The organism is Pandoraea sp. PE-S2T-3, assembly GCF_002179965.1.
In the GTDB taxonomy this organism is placed as follows: Bacteria; Pseudomonadota; Gammaproteobacteria; order Burkholderiales; family Burkholderiaceae; genus Pandoraea.
Genome location: NZ_NGUQ01000018.1, coordinates 224920 through 241730, shown reverse-complemented (window position 1 = coordinate 241730; position 16811 = coordinate 224920). Strand labels below are relative to the sequence as shown.

The 16811-nt window shown below is 61.0% G+C and carries 17 protein-coding genes; 15 read left to right on the top strand and 2 right to left on the bottom strand.

Annotated elements, in window-relative coordinates:
- Nucleotides 1-17 precede the first annotated feature (17 nt).
- Nucleotides 18-464: a GNAT family N-acetyltransferase gene (locus tag CDV46_RS16510; RefSeq protein WP_087723685.1), complete on the bottom strand. Its 447-nt coding sequence runs from the start codon at nucleotides 462-464 to the stop codon at nucleotides 18-20.
- A complete protein-coding gene (locus CDV46_RS16505; RefSeq protein ID WP_087724143.1) occupies nucleotides 461-925 on the bottom strand; it encodes a CreA family protein in 465 nt (154 codons plus the stop codon). Before CDV46_RS16505 ends, CDV46_RS16510 begins: the two co-directional genes overlap by 4 nt.
- Before the next feature lie 302 nt (nucleotides 926-1227).
- On the opposite strand from CDV46_RS16505, the gene CDV46_RS16500 reads away from it, so the two are divergent.
- From CDV46_RS16500 to CDV46_RS16430, 15 genes are all read left to right on the top strand, one after another.
- Complete coding sequence (locus CDV46_RS16500) at nucleotides 1228-2088, top strand: MurR/RpiR family transcriptional regulator (RefSeq protein WP_087689420.1); 861 nt, start codon at nucleotides 1228-1230, stop codon at nucleotides 2086-2088.
- Between the two features lie 75 nt (nucleotides 2089-2163).
- Nucleotides 2164-3426: a diaminopropionate ammonia-lyase gene (locus CDV46_RS16495; protein ID WP_087723683.1), complete on the top strand. Its 1263-nt coding sequence runs from the start codon at nucleotides 2164-2166 to the stop codon at nucleotides 3424-3426.
- A gap of 14 nt (nucleotides 3427-3440) precedes the next feature.
- Nucleotides 3441-4715: a Zn-dependent hydrolase gene (locus CDV46_RS16490; protein WP_087724141.1), complete on the top strand. Its 1275-nt coding sequence runs from the start codon at nucleotides 3441-3443 to the stop codon at nucleotides 4713-4715.
- A gap of 124 nt (nucleotides 4716-4839) precedes the next feature.
- Nucleotides 4840-5778, top strand: a complete 939-nt coding sequence (locus CDV46_RS16485) for an N-carbamoyl-D-amino-acid hydrolase (RefSeq protein WP_087723681.1) — start codon at nucleotides 4840-4842, stop codon at nucleotides 5776-5778.
- Nucleotides 5779-5977: 199 nt separating this feature from the next.
- Nucleotides 5978-7321 carry an MFS transporter gene (locus tag CDV46_RS16480; protein WP_170936036.1) on the top strand — a complete coding sequence of 448 codons (1344 nt, stop codon included), beginning with the start codon at nucleotides 5978-5980 and terminating at the stop codon, nucleotides 7319-7321.
- Between the two features lie 37 nt (nucleotides 7322-7358).
- Complete coding sequence (locus tag CDV46_RS16475; protein ID WP_087723679.1) at nucleotides 7359-8504, top strand: YgeY family selenium metabolism-linked hydrolase; 1146 nt, start codon at nucleotides 7359-7361, stop codon at nucleotides 8502-8504.
- A 159-nt stretch (nucleotides 8505-8663) separates the two neighbouring features.
- Nucleotides 8664-9560, top strand: coding sequence for a hypothetical protein (locus CDV46_RS16470; protein ID WP_140413400.1), 897 nt, complete (start codon nucleotides 8664-8666; stop codon nucleotides 9558-9560).
- A gap of 148 nt (nucleotides 9561-9708) precedes the next feature.
- A complete protein-coding gene (locus tag CDV46_RS16465) occupies nucleotides 9709-10599 on the top strand; it encodes a LysR family transcriptional regulator (protein ID WP_087723674.1) in 891 nt (296 codons plus the stop codon).
- 136 nt (nucleotides 10600-10735) lie between these two features.
- Nucleotides 10736-11407, top strand: coding sequence for an epoxyqueuosine reductase QueH (locus CDV46_RS16460; protein ID WP_087723672.1), 672 nt, complete (start codon nucleotides 10736-10738; stop codon nucleotides 11405-11407).
- A gap of 86 nt (nucleotides 11408-11493) precedes the next feature.
- The gene (locus CDV46_RS16455) at nucleotides 11494-12477 is read left to right on the top strand and encodes a DUF1852 domain-containing protein (protein ID WP_087723670.1); all 984 of its coding nucleotides are present in this window, start codon (nucleotides 11494-11496) and stop codon (nucleotides 12475-12477) included.
- 27 nt (nucleotides 12478-12504) lie between these two features.
- On the top strand, nucleotides 12505-13533 hold the full coding sequence (locus CDV46_RS16450; RefSeq protein ID WP_058377389.1) for a methionine synthase: 1029 nt from the start codon (nucleotides 12505-12507) through the stop codon (nucleotides 13531-13533).
- 136 nt (nucleotides 13534-13669) lie between these two features.
- Entirely contained in the window at nucleotides 13670-14179 is a 510-nt protein-coding gene (locus CDV46_RS16445; protein WP_087723668.1) for a flavin reductase family protein, read from the top strand.
- 181 nt (nucleotides 14180-14360) lie between these two features.
- Nucleotides 14361-15089: a TonB family protein gene (locus tag CDV46_RS16440; protein ID WP_087723666.1), complete on the top strand. Its 729-nt coding sequence runs from the start codon at nucleotides 14361-14363 to the stop codon at nucleotides 15087-15089.
- A complete protein-coding gene (locus tag CDV46_RS16435; protein WP_087689401.1) occupies nucleotides 15086-15592 on the top strand; it encodes an RNA polymerase sigma factor in 507 nt (168 codons plus the stop codon). Before CDV46_RS16440 ends, CDV46_RS16435 begins: the two co-directional genes overlap by 4 nt.
- 127 nt (nucleotides 15593-15719) lie before the next feature.
- Nucleotides 15720-16712, top strand: coding sequence for a FecR family protein (locus CDV46_RS16430; protein WP_087723664.1), 993 nt, complete (start codon nucleotides 15720-15722; stop codon nucleotides 16710-16712).
- Nucleotides 16713-16811 lie beyond the last annotated feature (99 nt).

Sequence of the window (16811 nt, the reverse complement as noted above, 5' to 3'; positions counted from 1 at the left end):
CATGACCTGTCGCAAGACTATGCCAGACGCACGTACTCGATGTCCCATTCCGATTCTTCCGTTTTTACAAAGCCATGCCGCTGGTAAAAGCGGTTGGAATCACTGCCGCGCAACGCCTCCACACGAATCGGCATGCGCTGCGCGTCGGCACGATTGAACAGGTCTTGCAGAACGCGCGCGCCGATGCCCTTGCCCTGATGTTCCGGAAGCACGTAAAGGTGATTCAGTCGCCAGTGGTCTGCCTCTGGGCGCACGAGTACGAAGCCAACGCGGACGCCGTCGATCTCGATGAACTTGCACAGCGCCGGATCGAATGAGGCGAGAAAGCGGTCTCTGGCGCGCTCGGGATCGAAGCGTCCGATGCGCTCCAGACTTTCACGCATTGCGGCAATCCGCATGTCGACCAGAAGGTCGGCGTCGGCGGGGGTGGTAGCGGTGAAGGTCAGGGTCGAAGGCTGGCTCATTTTGTCGGAATGACCGTCGCGCGATCCACGGGCACGGCCGTGACGGCGTTTTGCGGCGAACCGTCGATCAGTTTGTCGGAGTAGGTCAGATAGACCAGCGTGTTGCGCGCCTTGTCGACCATGCGCACGATCCGCAGCTTCTTGAACAGCGGCGAGAGGCTTTCCGAGAAAACTTCCTCTTCCTTCGGTAACGGCCCGGTAAACGTGATCGGCCCGACCGGCCGGCACGCGATCGAGGCCTCGGCCTTGTCTTCCGCGAGCCCGACCATGCCCTTCACGCCACCCGTCTTCGCCCGCGACACGTAGCACGTGACGCCGCGCACCTTCGGGTCGTCGTATGCATCGACCACGATCTTGTGATCCGGTCCCACCCACTTGAACGCCGTGCTCACGTCGCCAATCTTCTCGGCGTGTGCCCAACTCGCGGCCACTGTCAGCGCCAGCGCGATTGCTGTCTTCATGTTCATGTCCATGCCCGTGCCAGTTAAGCGTCGCCTGCGGCCGGGACCATTGCCGACCATACGCTGCGACAGGCGGATTCTACTCGTCCCGGATCGCGCGATTGCGACACCCTCGCGCAGGGCGTCCCTAAAAATCTATTTTTTTCGTTTGACACTTTGTTTTCGTATACATAGTTTACTGAAACAACGGTTCCAAAAAAACATTGTCACTGAAACACGCGACGCAACCGGCGCGTTGTGGCAACTTCCCGGAACCCTCAAACCTCCGCCCACCGGTAACGGACGGGCGACTGGACATCACCATGAACGGCACGCTGCAAGACCGCATCCTGCAACTGCAAGACGATTTCACGCCGAGCGAGAAGCGCTTGGCCGACGTAACGCTGGCGCATCTGTCCCAGCTCGCGGCCTATTCCGCAACCGAGTTGGCCGACATGGCGCAGGTCTCGAAGGCATCGGCGGCCCGGTTTTTCCGGCGGCTCGGCTACGAAACGTTCAACGACCTTCGCACCCGCATGCGCGACGACGCCGACCACGGCTCGCCGCTCTACGCGCTGGCGGGCATTGCGGCACCGGCGCCTTCGACCAACGCACCTGAGGGGGCGCTGGGCAGCCATCTCGCCGCCGACCTGCAAAACCTTGCGCACACCTTCGAGCGCATCGACGCGGGCGATATCGACCGCGCGGTCGAGATTGCTGCGGGTGCCCGTCGTGTCGCGATTGCCGGCTTCCGCAACGGTCGGGTGCTGGCGCAGTACATGTGGGCCCTGCTGACGCAGGTGCGCGACGGCGTTCTGCTGGTGCCGGGCGCAGGCCTGAATCTGGCGGAAGACCTCGCCGACCTGAGCGCCGACGACGTGCTGATCGTGATGGACTTCCGTCGCCGCGTGACGTTGTTGCGCCCGATGGTCGAGCATGCCAACCGCGTCGGCGCACGGGTGGTGATCCTGACCGACCCGACGGCCACCGAACTGCCAGCGCGCAGCGATGTCGTGCTGCGCTGCGTGAACCGCACCGCCGGCATGTTCGACTCGTACATCGCTGCCATGAGCCTGATCAATCACCTGTGCACCCGCCTCGGCATTGCACTGGGCGACGCCGCGCGTGAGCGGCTTGCCCGTATCGAACGCCTGCACGACGACTACGGTGATTTGCATCGCTGACCGGCGTGCGGTGAGCGCTTGATCCCTAGCGATCCGGCGATCTCAAGCATCTATCCAAAGACTGAGGAGACACGTATGACGCCCCCCCTTCCCAATCTGCGCTTGCAGCGCTTCGTGAACCCGGCGGAACAGCCCGGTGCACCGTACGGCGATGCCCGCCGCGAGATTCTCGGCGGTGACGCGTTCGCCACGGCATCGCGAGAAATCACGCGCTGGCCCGGCTATGCCACCACCCCGTTGGTGTCGTTGAGTGGTCTGGCCCGCGCTGCTGGCGTAGCGCAGATTCGCTACAAGGACGAGGCCGGGCGTTTCGGTCTGGGCAGCTTCAAGGCACTAGGCGGCGCTTATGCCGTGAGCCGGCTGCTGATTCGCGAGATCGAAGCGCGCACGGGCGAGACGGGTGTCACGGTGGCAGACCTCTTGTCAGGGCGTTTCGCCGAGCTGACGCGCACGTTGTGCGTGACCTGCGCGACGGACGGCAACCACGGCCGGTCGGTGGCATGGGGCGCCCAGCGCTTCGGTTGCGAATGCGTCATCTACGTGCACGCCACGGTGAGTCAGGGCCGCGTCGACGCGATTGCGCATTACGGCGCGCAAGTGGTGCGCACGGCCGGTAACTATGACGATGCCGTACGTCAGGCCGCGGAAGATGCCGCGCGTTTTGGCCGCTTCGTGGTTTCGGATACGTCGTACCCCGGTTACATGGATGTCCCGAAGGACGTGATGCAAGGCTACGCCGTCATGGCCGACGAAGCGCTGCGTCAGTTCCGCGATGCGACCGGCCAACTGCCCACGCACGTGTTTCTGCAAGGCGGTGTCGGTGGACTCGCGGCGGCGGTGCTGGCGCATTTCTGGGAGACGCTCGAACTCACCGGCGAAGCGCGTCCGCGTTTCGTCGTGGTCGAGCCGGACAAGGCGGCATGCCTGTTCGAAAGCGCGCGTGCGGGCCAACCGGTGGCGGTTCACGGCGATCTCGATACCGTGATGGCCGGTCTTGCGTGCGGGGAGGTTTCGCTGCTGGCATGGGAGATCCTCGCGCCGGGAGCACAAGCATTCCTCACCATCGACGACGAGTCAGCACTCGAGACGATGCGCATTCTCGCGGACGGCCGCTTCGGCGATGCCCCGATGGTCGCGGGTGAGTCGGCGGTGGCTGGCCTCGCGGGCTGTCTTGGTGCTGCCGCAGACGCCGAGACGCGTGCCGCCTTGGGACTCGACGCAACGAGCCGCGTGCTGGTGTTCGGCAGCGAAGGGGCAACCGATCCTGTGCTGTTCGAGAAAATCGTCGGCAAGCCCGCCGAAGCCGTGGCCGCAGGCATCGCGCAACAAGCTGCGTGACGCCGGACCGCACCATGAGCACGTTATTCACAGCAACGCCCACCGACGTGATCGACAACCTGCACACCGGTCTGCGCATCTCTCTGCCGCGCTTGCTCTCGCGCATTACCGCATTGGCGGAGGTCGGCGCGATTGACGGCGGCGGATGTTGCCGTCTCGCACTGACCGACGCCGACGGAGAAGGCCGCAACCTGGTTGCCGGCTGGATGCGGGAGTTGGGTCTGACAGTGACGGTCGACGCCATCGGCAACGTGGTCGGTGTGCGCGCCGGTCTTGAGGATGGGCCGCCGGTCATGACTGGCTCGCACATCGATACGGTGCGCACCGGCGGGCGATACGACGGCAACCTCGGCGTGCTTGCGGGGCTGGAAGTCATCGCCGCGCTTAACGACGCCGAGGTTGTGACGCGACGTCCGCTGGCGGTCGCGTTCTTCACGAACGAAGAGGGCGCGCGCTTCTCGCCCGACATGATGGGCAGCCTCGTCTACGCCGGTGGCATGGCGCTCGACGACGCACTCGATACCGTGGGTATCGACGGCACGTCCGTGCGCGAGAACCTGACGCGCATCGGTTACGACGGCCCGCAACCTGTCGGACAACCGGATGTACACGCCTTCGTCGAGCTTCATGTCGAACAAGGTCCGGTGTTGGAGCACGAGGGCATCACCATCGGTGCTGTGACGGGCGTGCAGGGCATTCACTGGACCGAGTTCACCGTTGAGGGTGTCTCGAACCACGCGGGCACAACACCAATGCACATGCGTCACGACGCCGGTTACGTCGCATTCGAGATAGCGCGGTTCGCGCGTGAAGTGGCGCGCGAGATCGGTGGCGGACAACTCGCCACGGTGGGCCACGTCACGCTCTCGCCGAACCTCGTCAACGTGATCCCAAACCGGGCGGTCTTCACGCTCGACCTGCGCAACACCGACGCCAATGCGCTGGAAGAGGCCGTGCGCCGTGTGTTCGAGAAGGCGGATGCGCTGGCTGACGCAGAGGGCGTGTGCATCACGCGGCGTTCGTTGGCTGATTTCGCGCCGGTGCAATTCGACGAGCGCATCGTTGCGCGGGTCGAATCGCTCGCCAAGGCGCGTGGCCACTCCGTGCGTCGACTGCCCAGCGGTGCCGGGCACGACGCGCAGATGCTTGCGCGGGTGTGTCCGGCCGGCATGATTTTTGTGCCCAGCGTGAAGGGGCTGTCGCACAACGTGGCCGAATTTACCCACGACGCCGACATCGATGCCGGGGCCAACATGCTGCTCGCGTTGATGTGCGAGTTGGCCGCGTGATCGGCATGCCGATTGTGATTCAGATTCAGATTGAAGTAGCGCGCGATATGCCGCGCATGACAGCGAAGATGCCCCGGGCCATTGTGCTCGCGGGTGTTCGAGGATTCATCAAGGAGATAACGTAATGTCCCGTATCGTCAACGTCGCCGCCGCGCAGCTGGGGCCGATCCAGCGCGCCGATTCCCGTGCCGACGTGATGGAGCGTCTGCTCGCTCACCTGCACAACGCCCATGCGATGGGCTGCAATCTTGTCGTCTTCCCGGAGCTGGCACTCACCACGTTTTTCCCGCGCTGGTATATGGAAGACCCGGTCGAGATCGACGCCTTCTACGAGCGCGAGATGCCCGGTCCGCAGACGCAGGCATTGTTCGATACCGCCAAGCGTCTCGGTATCGGTTTCTATCTGGGTTACGCCGAGATCGCGCTTGACGACGCTGGCCGGCCGCATCGTTTCAACACGTCGATTCTTGTCGGGGCCGACGGCAACATCATCGGCAAGTACCGCAAGGTCCACCTGCCGGGCCATGCCGAACACGAGCCGTGGCGGGCGTTCCAGCATCTTGAGAAGTACTACTTCGAGCCGGGTGAGACGTTCGACGTATGGCGTGGCTTCGGCGGTGTCATGGGCATGGCGCTGTGCAATGACCGTCGTTGGTCGGAGACGTATCGCGTGATGGGCCTGCAAGGCGTCGAGATGATTCTGCTCGGCTACAACACGCCGGTGCATAACCCGCCCGCGCCCGAGCATGACGATCTTTCGATGTTCCATAACCAGCTCGTGATGCAGGCCGGTGCGTACCAGAACGGCACGTGGGTGGTCGGTGTCGCAAAGGCGGGCAAGGAAGAGGGCTGCGAGATGATCGGCGGCACCTGCATCATTGCGCCGTCGGGCGAAGTGGTGGCGGCGTGCTCGACTAAGGGCGACGAACTCGCCATTGCGCGCTGCGATCTGGACCTCTGCAACTCGTACAAGAACACCACATTCAACTTTGCCAAGCACCGTCGTCCGGAGGCCTATCGCATGATCGTCGAACGTCGCGGCGCGGTTGCACCGCAAGGGTAATGCGCACGTTGTAGCAACGTCTCACCCGAGGCGCGCGTCAGGCAACGCGTGGCCTCTTCCGAATGTTCAACCCCCGTATCAGGCATGCAGGCCGACAGGCCCGCAGGGGAACGTGTTGCCCGAAGCTTATGCCGAAGTCTTCGGGCACATCACGCCTGGCCAACAGTACGTAACGTTATCTTTCGCGCTGGAGCCTATGATGAAAAACGCACCTCCCCCTGCCAATCTCGCGGGCATTTCCGCGAGCCATGCCGACCCTCGTGCCATGAGCGACGCCTCTGATAATGCACTGTACCGCCGTGTCGCGTGGCGCCTCGTGCCGTTCCTGATGCTCTGCTATGTGGCCGCATTTCTCGATCGCGTGAACGTCGGCTTTGCCAAGCTTCAGATGCTCGACGACCTCGGCTTTTCCGAAACGGTGTACGGCCTCGGCGCGGGCATTTTCTTCATCGGCTATTTCCTGTTCGAAGTCCCCAGCAACGTGTTGATGCATCGCATCGGCGCGAGAAAAACGCTGGCTCGCATCATGGTGCTGTGGGGATTCATTTCGGCCGCGATGGCGTTTGCACAGACGCCGACGCAGTTCTACGTGCTGCGCTTCTTGCTGGGTGCCGCCGAGGCGGGCTTTTACCCCGGCATCATCCTGTATCTGACGTACTGGTTTCCGTCGGCACGACGCGGTCAGATCGTAGCGATCTTCATGACGGCCGTACCGTTCGCCGGCATTCTCGGTGGCCCGCTGTCGGGCTGGATCATGCAGACGTTCCACATGGGGCACGGCATGGCCGGGTGGCAGTGGATGTTCATCATCGAGGCGGTGCCCTCGTTGATTCTCGGCATCGCCGTGCTGGCCTATCTCGATGACCGCATTGTCGACGCGCGCTGGCTGAGCGACGCGGAGAAGTCACGCCTTGCGCACAACGTGGCCGCCGAGACGCGTGAGAAGGTCGAGCACGTATCGCTGTGGAAGTTGCTGCAAGACCGTCGCGTGCTGCATATGGCGTTGATCTGCTATTGCACGGTGTCGAGTCTGTCGGGCCTCGCTTTCTGGGTGCCTTCGGTCATCAAGTCGACCGGTGTGACGTCGCTGCTGGAGATTGGCTTGCTGACGGCGATTCCGAATGCTTGCGCGGTGGTGTCGATGATTCTGGTGTGCCGTCATTCCGACAAGACGCGTGAGCGCCGCTGGCACATGGTGATTCCGTTCATCGTGGGTGGCATCGGGCTGATTCTGTCGACGCTGTTCGGTCACAACCCGACGGTGGCGGTTGCGATGTTGTCGGTCGCTGCGGCAGGTTGCATGGTCTGCTCGCCGTTGTTCTGGAGCTTGCCCACGGCGTTTCTGGAAGGCCGGAGTGCCGCCGCGGGCATCGCGGGCATCAATGCGTTCGCCGGCTTGGCCGCGTTCGTGAGCCCGTATGCGATCGGTTGGATCAAGGACAGCACGGGCTCGACCGACTGGGGCATGTACTTCCTCGCGAGCTTTGCGTTTATCGGCGCCATCCTCGTATTGCGCGTGCCGGCGAAGCTGGTCAATCGTTGATTCTTCTGTCACCCCCTCTTATTTCGGACCCGGACTCATGACGATCGACGTCATTGCTTTGACACAGGAAATGGTGCGCACGCCCAGTCTCTCGGGAGACGAAGGCAACATGGCGGCGCTGGTGGAGCGGCGCATGCGCGAGCTCGGCTTTACCGACGTGCGTCGTGACGATAACGGCTCGGTGCTCGGGATTGTCGGCCCCGAAGATACCGATCTCGCGTTGCTCCTCGACGGTCACATGGACGTTGTGCCTGTCGTCGGCGAGTGGACGACCGAGCCGTTTGGCGGTGAGATCCGGGACGGCCGACTGTATGGGCGCGGTAGTACGGACATGAAAGGTGGCATTGCCGCCGCACTGTGCGGTGTTGCGGAAGCGGCGCGCACTGGACGCCTGACGCGGCGCGTGGCGGTGTCTGCAAGCGTGATGGAGGAGGTGGTGGAGGGGTTTGCGCTGGCCTCCGTGCTTGATCTCTGCTCACCGGCGGCCGTGGTCATTTGCGAGCCGTCGAAGCTTCAGATCAAGTCTGGGCAGAAGGGGCGGATGGAGATTCTGCTGACGTTCGAGGGCACGCCCGCACATGCGGCGTCGCCCGAATGCGGCGTCAATCCACTGCATGCGGCAGCGCAGGCGTTGATCGTGCTGCAAAACCTTGAATTGCCGACGCACGCATCGCTGGGGGATGCGTTGCTGGTACCGACCGATATCGTGTCGACGCCGTACCCTTCGATCTCGATGATCCCGACCGCGACGACGATTCGCTTTGATCGTCGCACGTTGCCGGGGGAGACGTCGCAAGATGTTTTGTCAGCAATCGAAGCAAGGTTGCGCGCGGCAGGGCTGGATCGGTTCACGCTCGCGGTGACGGGTGACAAGGTGCGCACGTTCACTGGGTGTTGTGCGCGGCCGTTCCGGTGGCTACCGGCTTGGCAGATCGCCGACGATCATGCGCTCGTGTCGAGTGCCGCGCAGGCAGTGCAGGCAGCAGGGCGCACGCCGAGTCTGGGCACGTGGCGCTTTTGCACCAACGGCTCGGAATCGGCAGGACGGCGCGGCATTCCAACCATTGGGCTGGGCCCTGGTAACGAGGAGGATGCTCACACGATTGACGAATCCATCGCGCTCGATCAACTGGAAGGGGCGCGCGATATTTATCGTGAATTGGTGTTGGGGATGGCGGGGTGATGCCGTAGCCCGTTCAGGTAGATGCATGAGGGGCGTCGTTTGCGGACGACGTCCTGAGCCAACATCAGAAATCGCTCAAATCTCGTAGTCGACGCACTATGGGGCTCTAGATTCACGCGATCAAGTGCTATTCTCCGTCGCTTCCGTTCAAGAGGGGCAATGAATGAGTCGCGATATTCGATGAGGAATACTAAAGAAAACGCATCGAAATCGAAGATCATTCGACCTCTTGCTCGTGACGGATTCACTGTGCCCGTCATCGCATGCGGCACCATCCTGGTAGCGTTGACATCGCTCATTCGGGCATTCATTTTCTGGTTTGCTTACGATCACGATGTAACAGAGATCATTCGAACGACACTGGGGCGTGCGTTGTGCTTGGAAGTTGTTGTGATCCTTGCAAACTTGGGGTTGTTGGTCGCAAGCATCGGACTACTATGGCGAAAGCCGTGGGCGCTTCCGGTGTTTATCTGGACGATCGTGTTGTGGACGCTGGTGGTTTCATGGCTGATCTACTTGATCGTCGTATTCGTGAATCTGCCCGTGTACATCGTGGCGATTCTTCTGCTGCACAACAGCATTGATTCGGACGCCAACGCCATCCCTGCACCCCACGAACGTCTGACCTTGCGCCGCATCGTTTCTGTGAGTTGTCTGACGCTATCGTGCGCGCTGCACCTCTGGGCCTTGCTCGCCGCATCAGACCCGGGCTTCTGGGGCTGGTACGTTTTCCCCATGGCGCATCCATCGCATTTGTTTGTACCGGCCATGATGCTGTTCATTGTTGGCGTTGGACTCGCTCCTAAATCACGCAGGTTACGGAGCGCGAACATACCTTTGATGGTGTTCTGCATGGCATTCGGGATGATTCTCGTCGCGAGTACGGTGTTGAACACTTCCCTGCATATGTATTTGCCAGAAGCCGTGGTGCGTGGGGACATGCCATATCGCGTGATGTGTTTCCACTTTGCGCTGATCGCCATCGTTGCGCTTCTATTGAGTTGCTTTTCGAGTCTCGGGCGCTCAGACGCGTCGGAAAGCGCTCACGTCGCTTGAAACACAGGCGTCACTCTGGTGTCGCGGTATCGACTCAGCGAATGGTGGCCTCGATGCCCCCCAAGCCGCCAATCGGCAGATCACGAGCCCGTTAATGATGAATTAGAATGTCGCAATCTCAATAAAATATGAAATTTGCTCATTCATCATGCTTGATCGTATTCATTTGTCCATCGTGCAAGAGGTGGAGAAGCAGGGGTCGCTGACCGCTGCTGCGGGCGTGCTGCATGTGACGCAGTCGGCGTTAAGCCACAGCATGAAAAAGTTGGAGCAGCAGTTGGGCACCGACATCTGGCTGCGCGAAGGCCGTGGTCTGCGCCTGACGCAGGCCGGCCAATATCTGCTGGCGGTGGCCAACCGGGTGCTGCCGCAGTTGAGTCTGGCCGAGGAGCGCTTGCGGCAGTTCGCCCAAGGTGAGCGAGGCGCCTTGCGCATCGGCATGGAATGTCACCCTTGCTACCAGTGGCTGCTGAAAGTTGTGTCGCCCTATTTGGCCGCGTGGCCGGATGTGGATGTCGACGTCAAACAAAAATTCCAGTTCGGTGGTATCGGCGCACTGTTCGGTTACGAGATCGACCTGTTGGTCACGCCCGATCCGCTGGACAAACCCGGCCTCGTCTTCGAGCCGGTGTTCGATTACGAGCAAGTCTTGGTTGTTGCGGGCAACCACAAGCTCGCCAACGAGGAATACATCAAGCCCAAGCAACTGACCAATGAGGTGCTGGTGACCTACCCGGTGCCGGTCGACCGTCTGGATATCTACAGCATGTTCCTTACGCCCGCCGGCATCACGCCCAAGCGGCATAAGCCGATCGAGACCACCGACATCATGCTTCAGATGGTGGCCAGCGGCCGTGGCGTGGCTGCGCTGCCACGCTGGCTGGTGCTGGAATACGCGGACACGATGGATGTGGTGCCCGTCCGGCTGGGCAAGAACGGCATCGCCAAACACATCTATCTGGGCGCGCGCGAGGCGGATATGGAGATCGATTACCTGCGTGCCTTCATCGAGCAAGCGAAGCATCCTGTCGTGACCTGATACCGCGCGGCAGCGGCCTCCATGAGCGAAGCTCATAAGAACATGAGAACTTATCCATTTTCATGATCCCCGGTCGGACACCATAATTCGAGCCTCCTAGTCCAGCGAACGCGGGCGTATTTCAGCGAGGTTTCTTGTGGCGTCCGCGATCGAACGCAAGCCATTGGCATTACCCGGCGGGCACCAGAAAGTGCTGTTGCACTCGTGCTGCGCGCCTTGCTCGGGTGAAGTGATGGAAGCGATGCAGGCCTCCGGCATCGACTTCACGATCTTCTTCTACAACCCGAACATCCATCCACTCAAGGAATACGAACTTCGCAAGAACGAGAACATCCGTTTTGCGGAAACGTTCGGCATTCCCTTTGTCGACGCTGACTACGACCGCGATAACTGGTTCGAACGTGCCAAAGGCATGGAGAACGAACCGGAGCGCGGCGTGCGCTGCACGATGTGCTTTGACATGCGCTTCGAGCGCACCGCGCTATATGCCCATGAGCATGGCTTTCCGGTCATCACCAGTTCGCTGGGGATCTCGCGCTGGAAGAACATGCAGCAGATCAACGATTGCGGCGTGCGGGCGGCGTCGCACTATCCCGACATCCTGTACTGGGAATACAACTGGCGCAAAGGCGGCGGCTCGGCTCGCATGATCGAGATCAGCAAGCGCGAGAACTTCTACCAGCAGGAGTACTGCGGCTGCGTCTATTCGCTGCGCGATACGAACCGTCACCGCGTCGAGAGCGGGCGCGAACGTATCCAGTTTGGCGTGAAGTTCTACGGAGACGACGACTCCGCCATTGAGTCCTGAACTCGCCGTTCAGCATCCATTGGGAAGCGCTGAAGACGCACGAAGCCAGCGCAGGCTATCTCTCGGAAATTAGGGTATTAATCGCAATGAGTAACGATTTCACATTTGCCATCAAGAGCATTTGCTTCGACGAGGACTATCACCCTTCGGACAATACGCGCATCACGACCAACTTTGCCAACCTCGCCAGAGGCAGCAGCCGGCGGGAGAATCTGCGTAACACGTTCAGGATGATCGACAATCGTTTCAATGCCCTGGCGCATTGGGATAACCCTAAAGGTGATCGCTATACCGTCAATCTCGAGATCATTTCCGTCGAGATGAGTATCGATGGCGAAATCAACGGGACGTCGCTCCCGCTGATCGAGATACTGAAGACGAATATCGTCGATCGAAAGACTGGCGAGCGTATCGAGGGAATCGCAGGGAATAACTTCTCGTCCTACGTGCGGGACTACGACTTCAGTGTGCGGCTGCTGGAACACAACAAGCGTCAGCCGAAGTTCAGTGCGCCGGAGGACTTTGGCGATCTGCACGGGAAGTTGTTCAAGTACTTTGTGAATTCGAGTGCTTACAAAGGCAATTTCAACAAGCCGCCCGTTATCTGTCTGAGCGTGTCGAGCAGCAGAACCTATCGCCGGACCGCTAACCAGCATCCTGTCTTGGGTATTGAATACCTCCAGGACGAATACTCCCTGACCGACGAATACTTCAAGAAGATGGGGCTGAAGGTTCGCTACTTCATGCCGCCGGGCAGCGTCGCGCCTTTGGCTTTCTATTTCTCTGGCGATCTGCTTGCTGATTACAGCAGTCTTGAGCTTATCGGCACCATCAGCACGATGGATACCTTCCAGAAGATTTACCGGCCCGAGATTTACAACGCCAATTCCGCGGCAGGGGAATCCTATCAGCCGAGTCTGAAGCACGAGGACTTTTCGCTGACGCGAATTGTGTACGACCGAGAAGAACGTAGCCGTCTGGCTGTCGAGCAGGGAAGGTTTGTTGAAGAGAATTTCATCAAGCCATACCAGACGGTTCTTGAACAGTGGTCCGCTAACTACGCTATTTGATTCATCAATAACGCAAGATCATCCACCATGAAAAAACTGTTACCGACGTCGACTGCCGGCAGCTTGCCGAAACCTTCCTGGCTTGCGCAACCCGAGAAACTTTGGTCGCCGTGGAAGTTGCAGGATGAGGAATTGGTCGAAGGCAAGCGAGATGCGCTGCGCTTGTCTTTGCAAGAGCAACAACACGCGGGCATCGATATCGTCAGTGACGGTGAGCAAACGCGTCAGCATTTTGTGACGACGTTTATCGAACACCTCAGCGGCGTCGATTTCGAAAACCGTCAGACCGTCAGAATTCGTGATCGCTATGACGCGAGCGTGCCGACGGTTGTTGGGGCTGTGGCTCGCCAAAAGCCGGTATTTGTCGAGGATGCCAAGTTCTTGCGTCAGCAAACCAAGCAACCCATCAAATGGGCGCTGCCGGGGCCGATGACGATGATCGACACGCTTTACGACGATCACTACAAGAGCCGCGAAAAGCTGGCTTGGGAATTCGCCAAGATTCTGAATCAGGAAGCCAAGGAACTGGAAGCTGCCGGCGTCGATATCATTCAATTCGACGAGCCTGCCTTCAATGTCTTCTTCGATGAGGTGAATGAGTGGGGCGTTGCCACGCTGGAGCGCGCAATCGAAGGGCTCAAGTGCGAAACTGCCGTCCACATTTGCTATGGCTACGGCATCAAGGCCAATACGGATTGGAAAAAGACGCTGGGGTCGGAGTGGCGCCAGTACGAAGAAGCTTTCCCCAAGCTGCAAAAATCCAACATCGATATCGTCTCGCTGGAATGCCACAACTCGCATGTTCCCATCGACCTCATTGAACTCATTCGGGGCAAGAAGGTGATGGTCGGAGCTATCGACGTGGCAAGCGATACCATCGAAACGCCGGAGGAAGTCGCCGCTACGTTGCGAAAGGCGCTTCAGTTCGTCGATGCCGACAAGCTCTATCCGTGCACCAACTGCGGCATGGCACCGCTGTCCCGTAACGTCGCACGAGGCAAGCTGAGTGCACTGAGCGCAGGCGCAGAAATCGTCCGTCGAGAACTCTCGAACTGATTGTCAGCGGCTTCCGATCTGAAGCCGGAGCGCGAGCCAGCCCGCAAGGCGTTGTCTCTGATCGAACCTGATCGAGAGGCACCGCCAGCGAGTTGGTTTGCGTTGATCGAGCATCACCCAGTATTTAGTCAGCACCATGTCTCTTTCCAGCACTGCTATCGAGCCATTGCGCTTTCGTGAAGCGCTCGGGCACTACGCATCCGGCATCACGGTGGTTACTTCGCACGTCGATGGCGAGCCGATTGGCTTCACCTGCCAGTCGTTTTATAGCGTATCGGTGAGCCCGCCGCTGGTGTCGTTCAGCGTGATGGCCAGTTCGGCCAGCTATCCCAAGATTCGGCAGGCAGGACGGTTCGCGGTCAATATCCTGTCGGGCGAGCAAGTCGCAATTTCCAATCAATTCGCCCGCCGAGGCACCGACAAGTGGCTCGGCGTCGACTGGCAGGAATCGCCGCTAGGCAATCCGGTCATCGCCGGCAGCCTCCACTGGCTGGATTGCAAAATCTACGCCGAGCACGCCGCCGGTGACCACCTGATCGTGATCGGTGAAGTGAAAGCGCTAGACCAACAAGCGGCTGCCGCTACGCAGCCGTTGCTGTATTTCAAAGGGCAGTACTGCAACATCGCCACACACAGCGCAGTTTGAACTGACTCGGCCGACCCGCTCGGCGACAGAATTCAAAAATTCGGCTATCTGACGATCAGGACTGCGACGTGATGTATCAATTGTCATGGAAATTTCACGTTCGACCGGTAGCCTGATCCGTACTTGCCATGGGGTCGAGGCGACTCGACTTCATGGAATACGGACGATCGCGCGATAGAAGATGACAGGCATCCCGGCATCGCTCAGTGGGCTTGCGCTGGCAGGATGCGCGTTCGGTCTGGGCTTTCCGGCCGTCACGAGCGCAGCGCAGGCGAGTTCCCCAACGGCAGCGATGCCTGTGCAGACCGGCGAACCGCACTTCGACTTCGATATCCCTGCCCAGCCCTTGAACGACGCGTTACAGCGCTATGGTGCCGTCGCGCGTCAGCCTGCGCTCTATCGCAGTGAAATTGTGACGGGACAAATCTCCACGGCCGTTCGCGGCCGGTATTCGCCCGAGGCCGCCCTGCACCTGTTGCTGGAAGGCACGGGCCTGAGCGCCGAAAGATTCGACATGGGGCAAAGCAGCGCGTTCATCCTCAAGGCGGCAAGCGATTCGGTCGCTGCGCCGGTCGCCAATGGGCTGGGCGATCGCACCGGCTATCCCGGTCTCGTGCAGACACGTGTCTGGCAGGCGCTCTGCGCGAACCCGTTGACCGCCCCCGGGCGCTATCGTGCCGTGCTGCGTTTTCAACTGGATGCGGCCGGCCACGTCGAGCGGCCACGCCTCATCGGATCGACCGGCGACACTCGCCGGGACACCGCTGTGCTGGAAACGCTGCGCGACATCCGCATGGACGCCGCACCCCCGAACGACATGCCGCAGCCGGTCACCCTGCTGCTGCTCCCGCGTGACGCCGAGTTTGGCCTGCCGTGCGACGCCGCCGCAGGGGGCAGGGCCGGCTCATGAGCGACGATACGCCGCCGATGGTGCTGGTGGACTACCTCACCAAGCACTACACCACGCTCAAGTCCCGCATGACGCGATTGCTCGGCAACGGGGATCTCGCCGGCGATGCCTTGCAGGACACATGGCTACGCATGCACAGCCGTGAAGACGCCGAGCAGATTCAAAGTCCGGCAGGCTATCTGCTGCGCATCGCCCTCAATATCGCGGTCGACATCCAGCGGCGTCAGGGGCGTTCGCTGTCGTTCGACGAGGTCGCGGAACTCATGGACATGGCCGATCCCGCCCCCGGGCCGGAGCAAGTGGTCGAGGCGCGCTCCCGAATGACGGCGATGCGTCAGATCATCGACCGCATGCCCCGGCGGCGGCGTCAGGTCGTGCTGATGGTCCATTGGGACGGCCTGGAGCAAAAGGAAGTGGCCCGGCGGCTCGGCGTTTCGCTGCGCACGGTCGAGTCCGATCTGAAGCGGGCACACGATCATCTGATCGCCCGGAAAGACCGATGATGAAAATATTCTGCGGTTATGTGGGGGGCGCGTTCGTCCTTACCTATGACCCGAAACCTTCCACCCCCCGCCGTTCGCCTGCGAAAGCCCTGTCCGTCATGGATGGCAAGGGCGTGAGGGGAATCGCATGAGCGCACGTGATGACCGCCGTCCGCCCACGCCCGACGAGCTTGAGCGTCAGGCGTGGACGTGGCTGCGCCGCCTCGGCTCAGGCGATGTGACGTCGTGGGACGCCGACGCTTTCAAACGCTGGCTGCACACCAGCCCGGCCCACCAGAGCGCCTTCAGCGCGGCAAAGCGGGAGTGGGCGTTGATCAGGCCCGCCGCGCGCGAGGTACTGCACGGAAATCCCGAAGCGTCCCGGCAGCACGCTCGTGCATTACAGGGGCCGAGCGTTGGCCGCCGGGCGTTTCTCGGCGCGGCGGTGAGTGCCGCTGCCGTGACCGGCTTCGCCGTGTTCCATCCCCCCGCAGGTCTCTGGCCCGCCCCCTCGACGTGGGGCGCGGACTTTCGTACGGCGACCGGCGAGCAGCGCTCGATTCAGGTCGCATCGACCGTCAGCGTCACGCTCAACACGGATACCAGCATTCGCCGGGAAACGACGGGTAACGCGACCGTCGGCATTCGCCTGTTGTCGGGGGAGGCTGCGGTGGACGTTGCCGCGAGCCCCACGCCCTTTGTTGTAGTTGCGGGTGCCGGGCGCAGTCAGGCGAGTGCAGGGCGCTTCGAAGTGCGCCGGCTCACCAGCGGCGTGTGCGTCACGTGCGTCGACGGTACGGTGAGCGTCGAGCATCCGGCGGGGCGCCACGTGTTACGCGCGGGTGACCAGACGGTGTATGACGACGCTTCCGTGGGGCGCGTGAAGCGTGTCGCAGTCGCGGACGTGTCGGCGTGGCGAAAAGGCATGCTGGTCTTCCGCCAGACCCCCTTGAATGACGTCATCGAGGAGATCAACCGATATCGTCGCGGGCGGGTGGTACTGATGAATGCATCGCTGGCGAATCAGCCGGTCAGCGGTAGTTTCGATATCACGCTGCTTGACGTCGCCGTGGCGCAGTTGCAGCGGACCTTCGATCTGAACGCACGTAGTTTGCCGGGCGGGTTGGTTGTCCTTTCCTGACCGTTTCCACGAGACATGCACGCCGCGTGGGTGTCGTGTTGCGAACAATAAAAATAATCAAAAAATAATCTGCGGGTAGATGGGCGCTTCGTTCGTCCT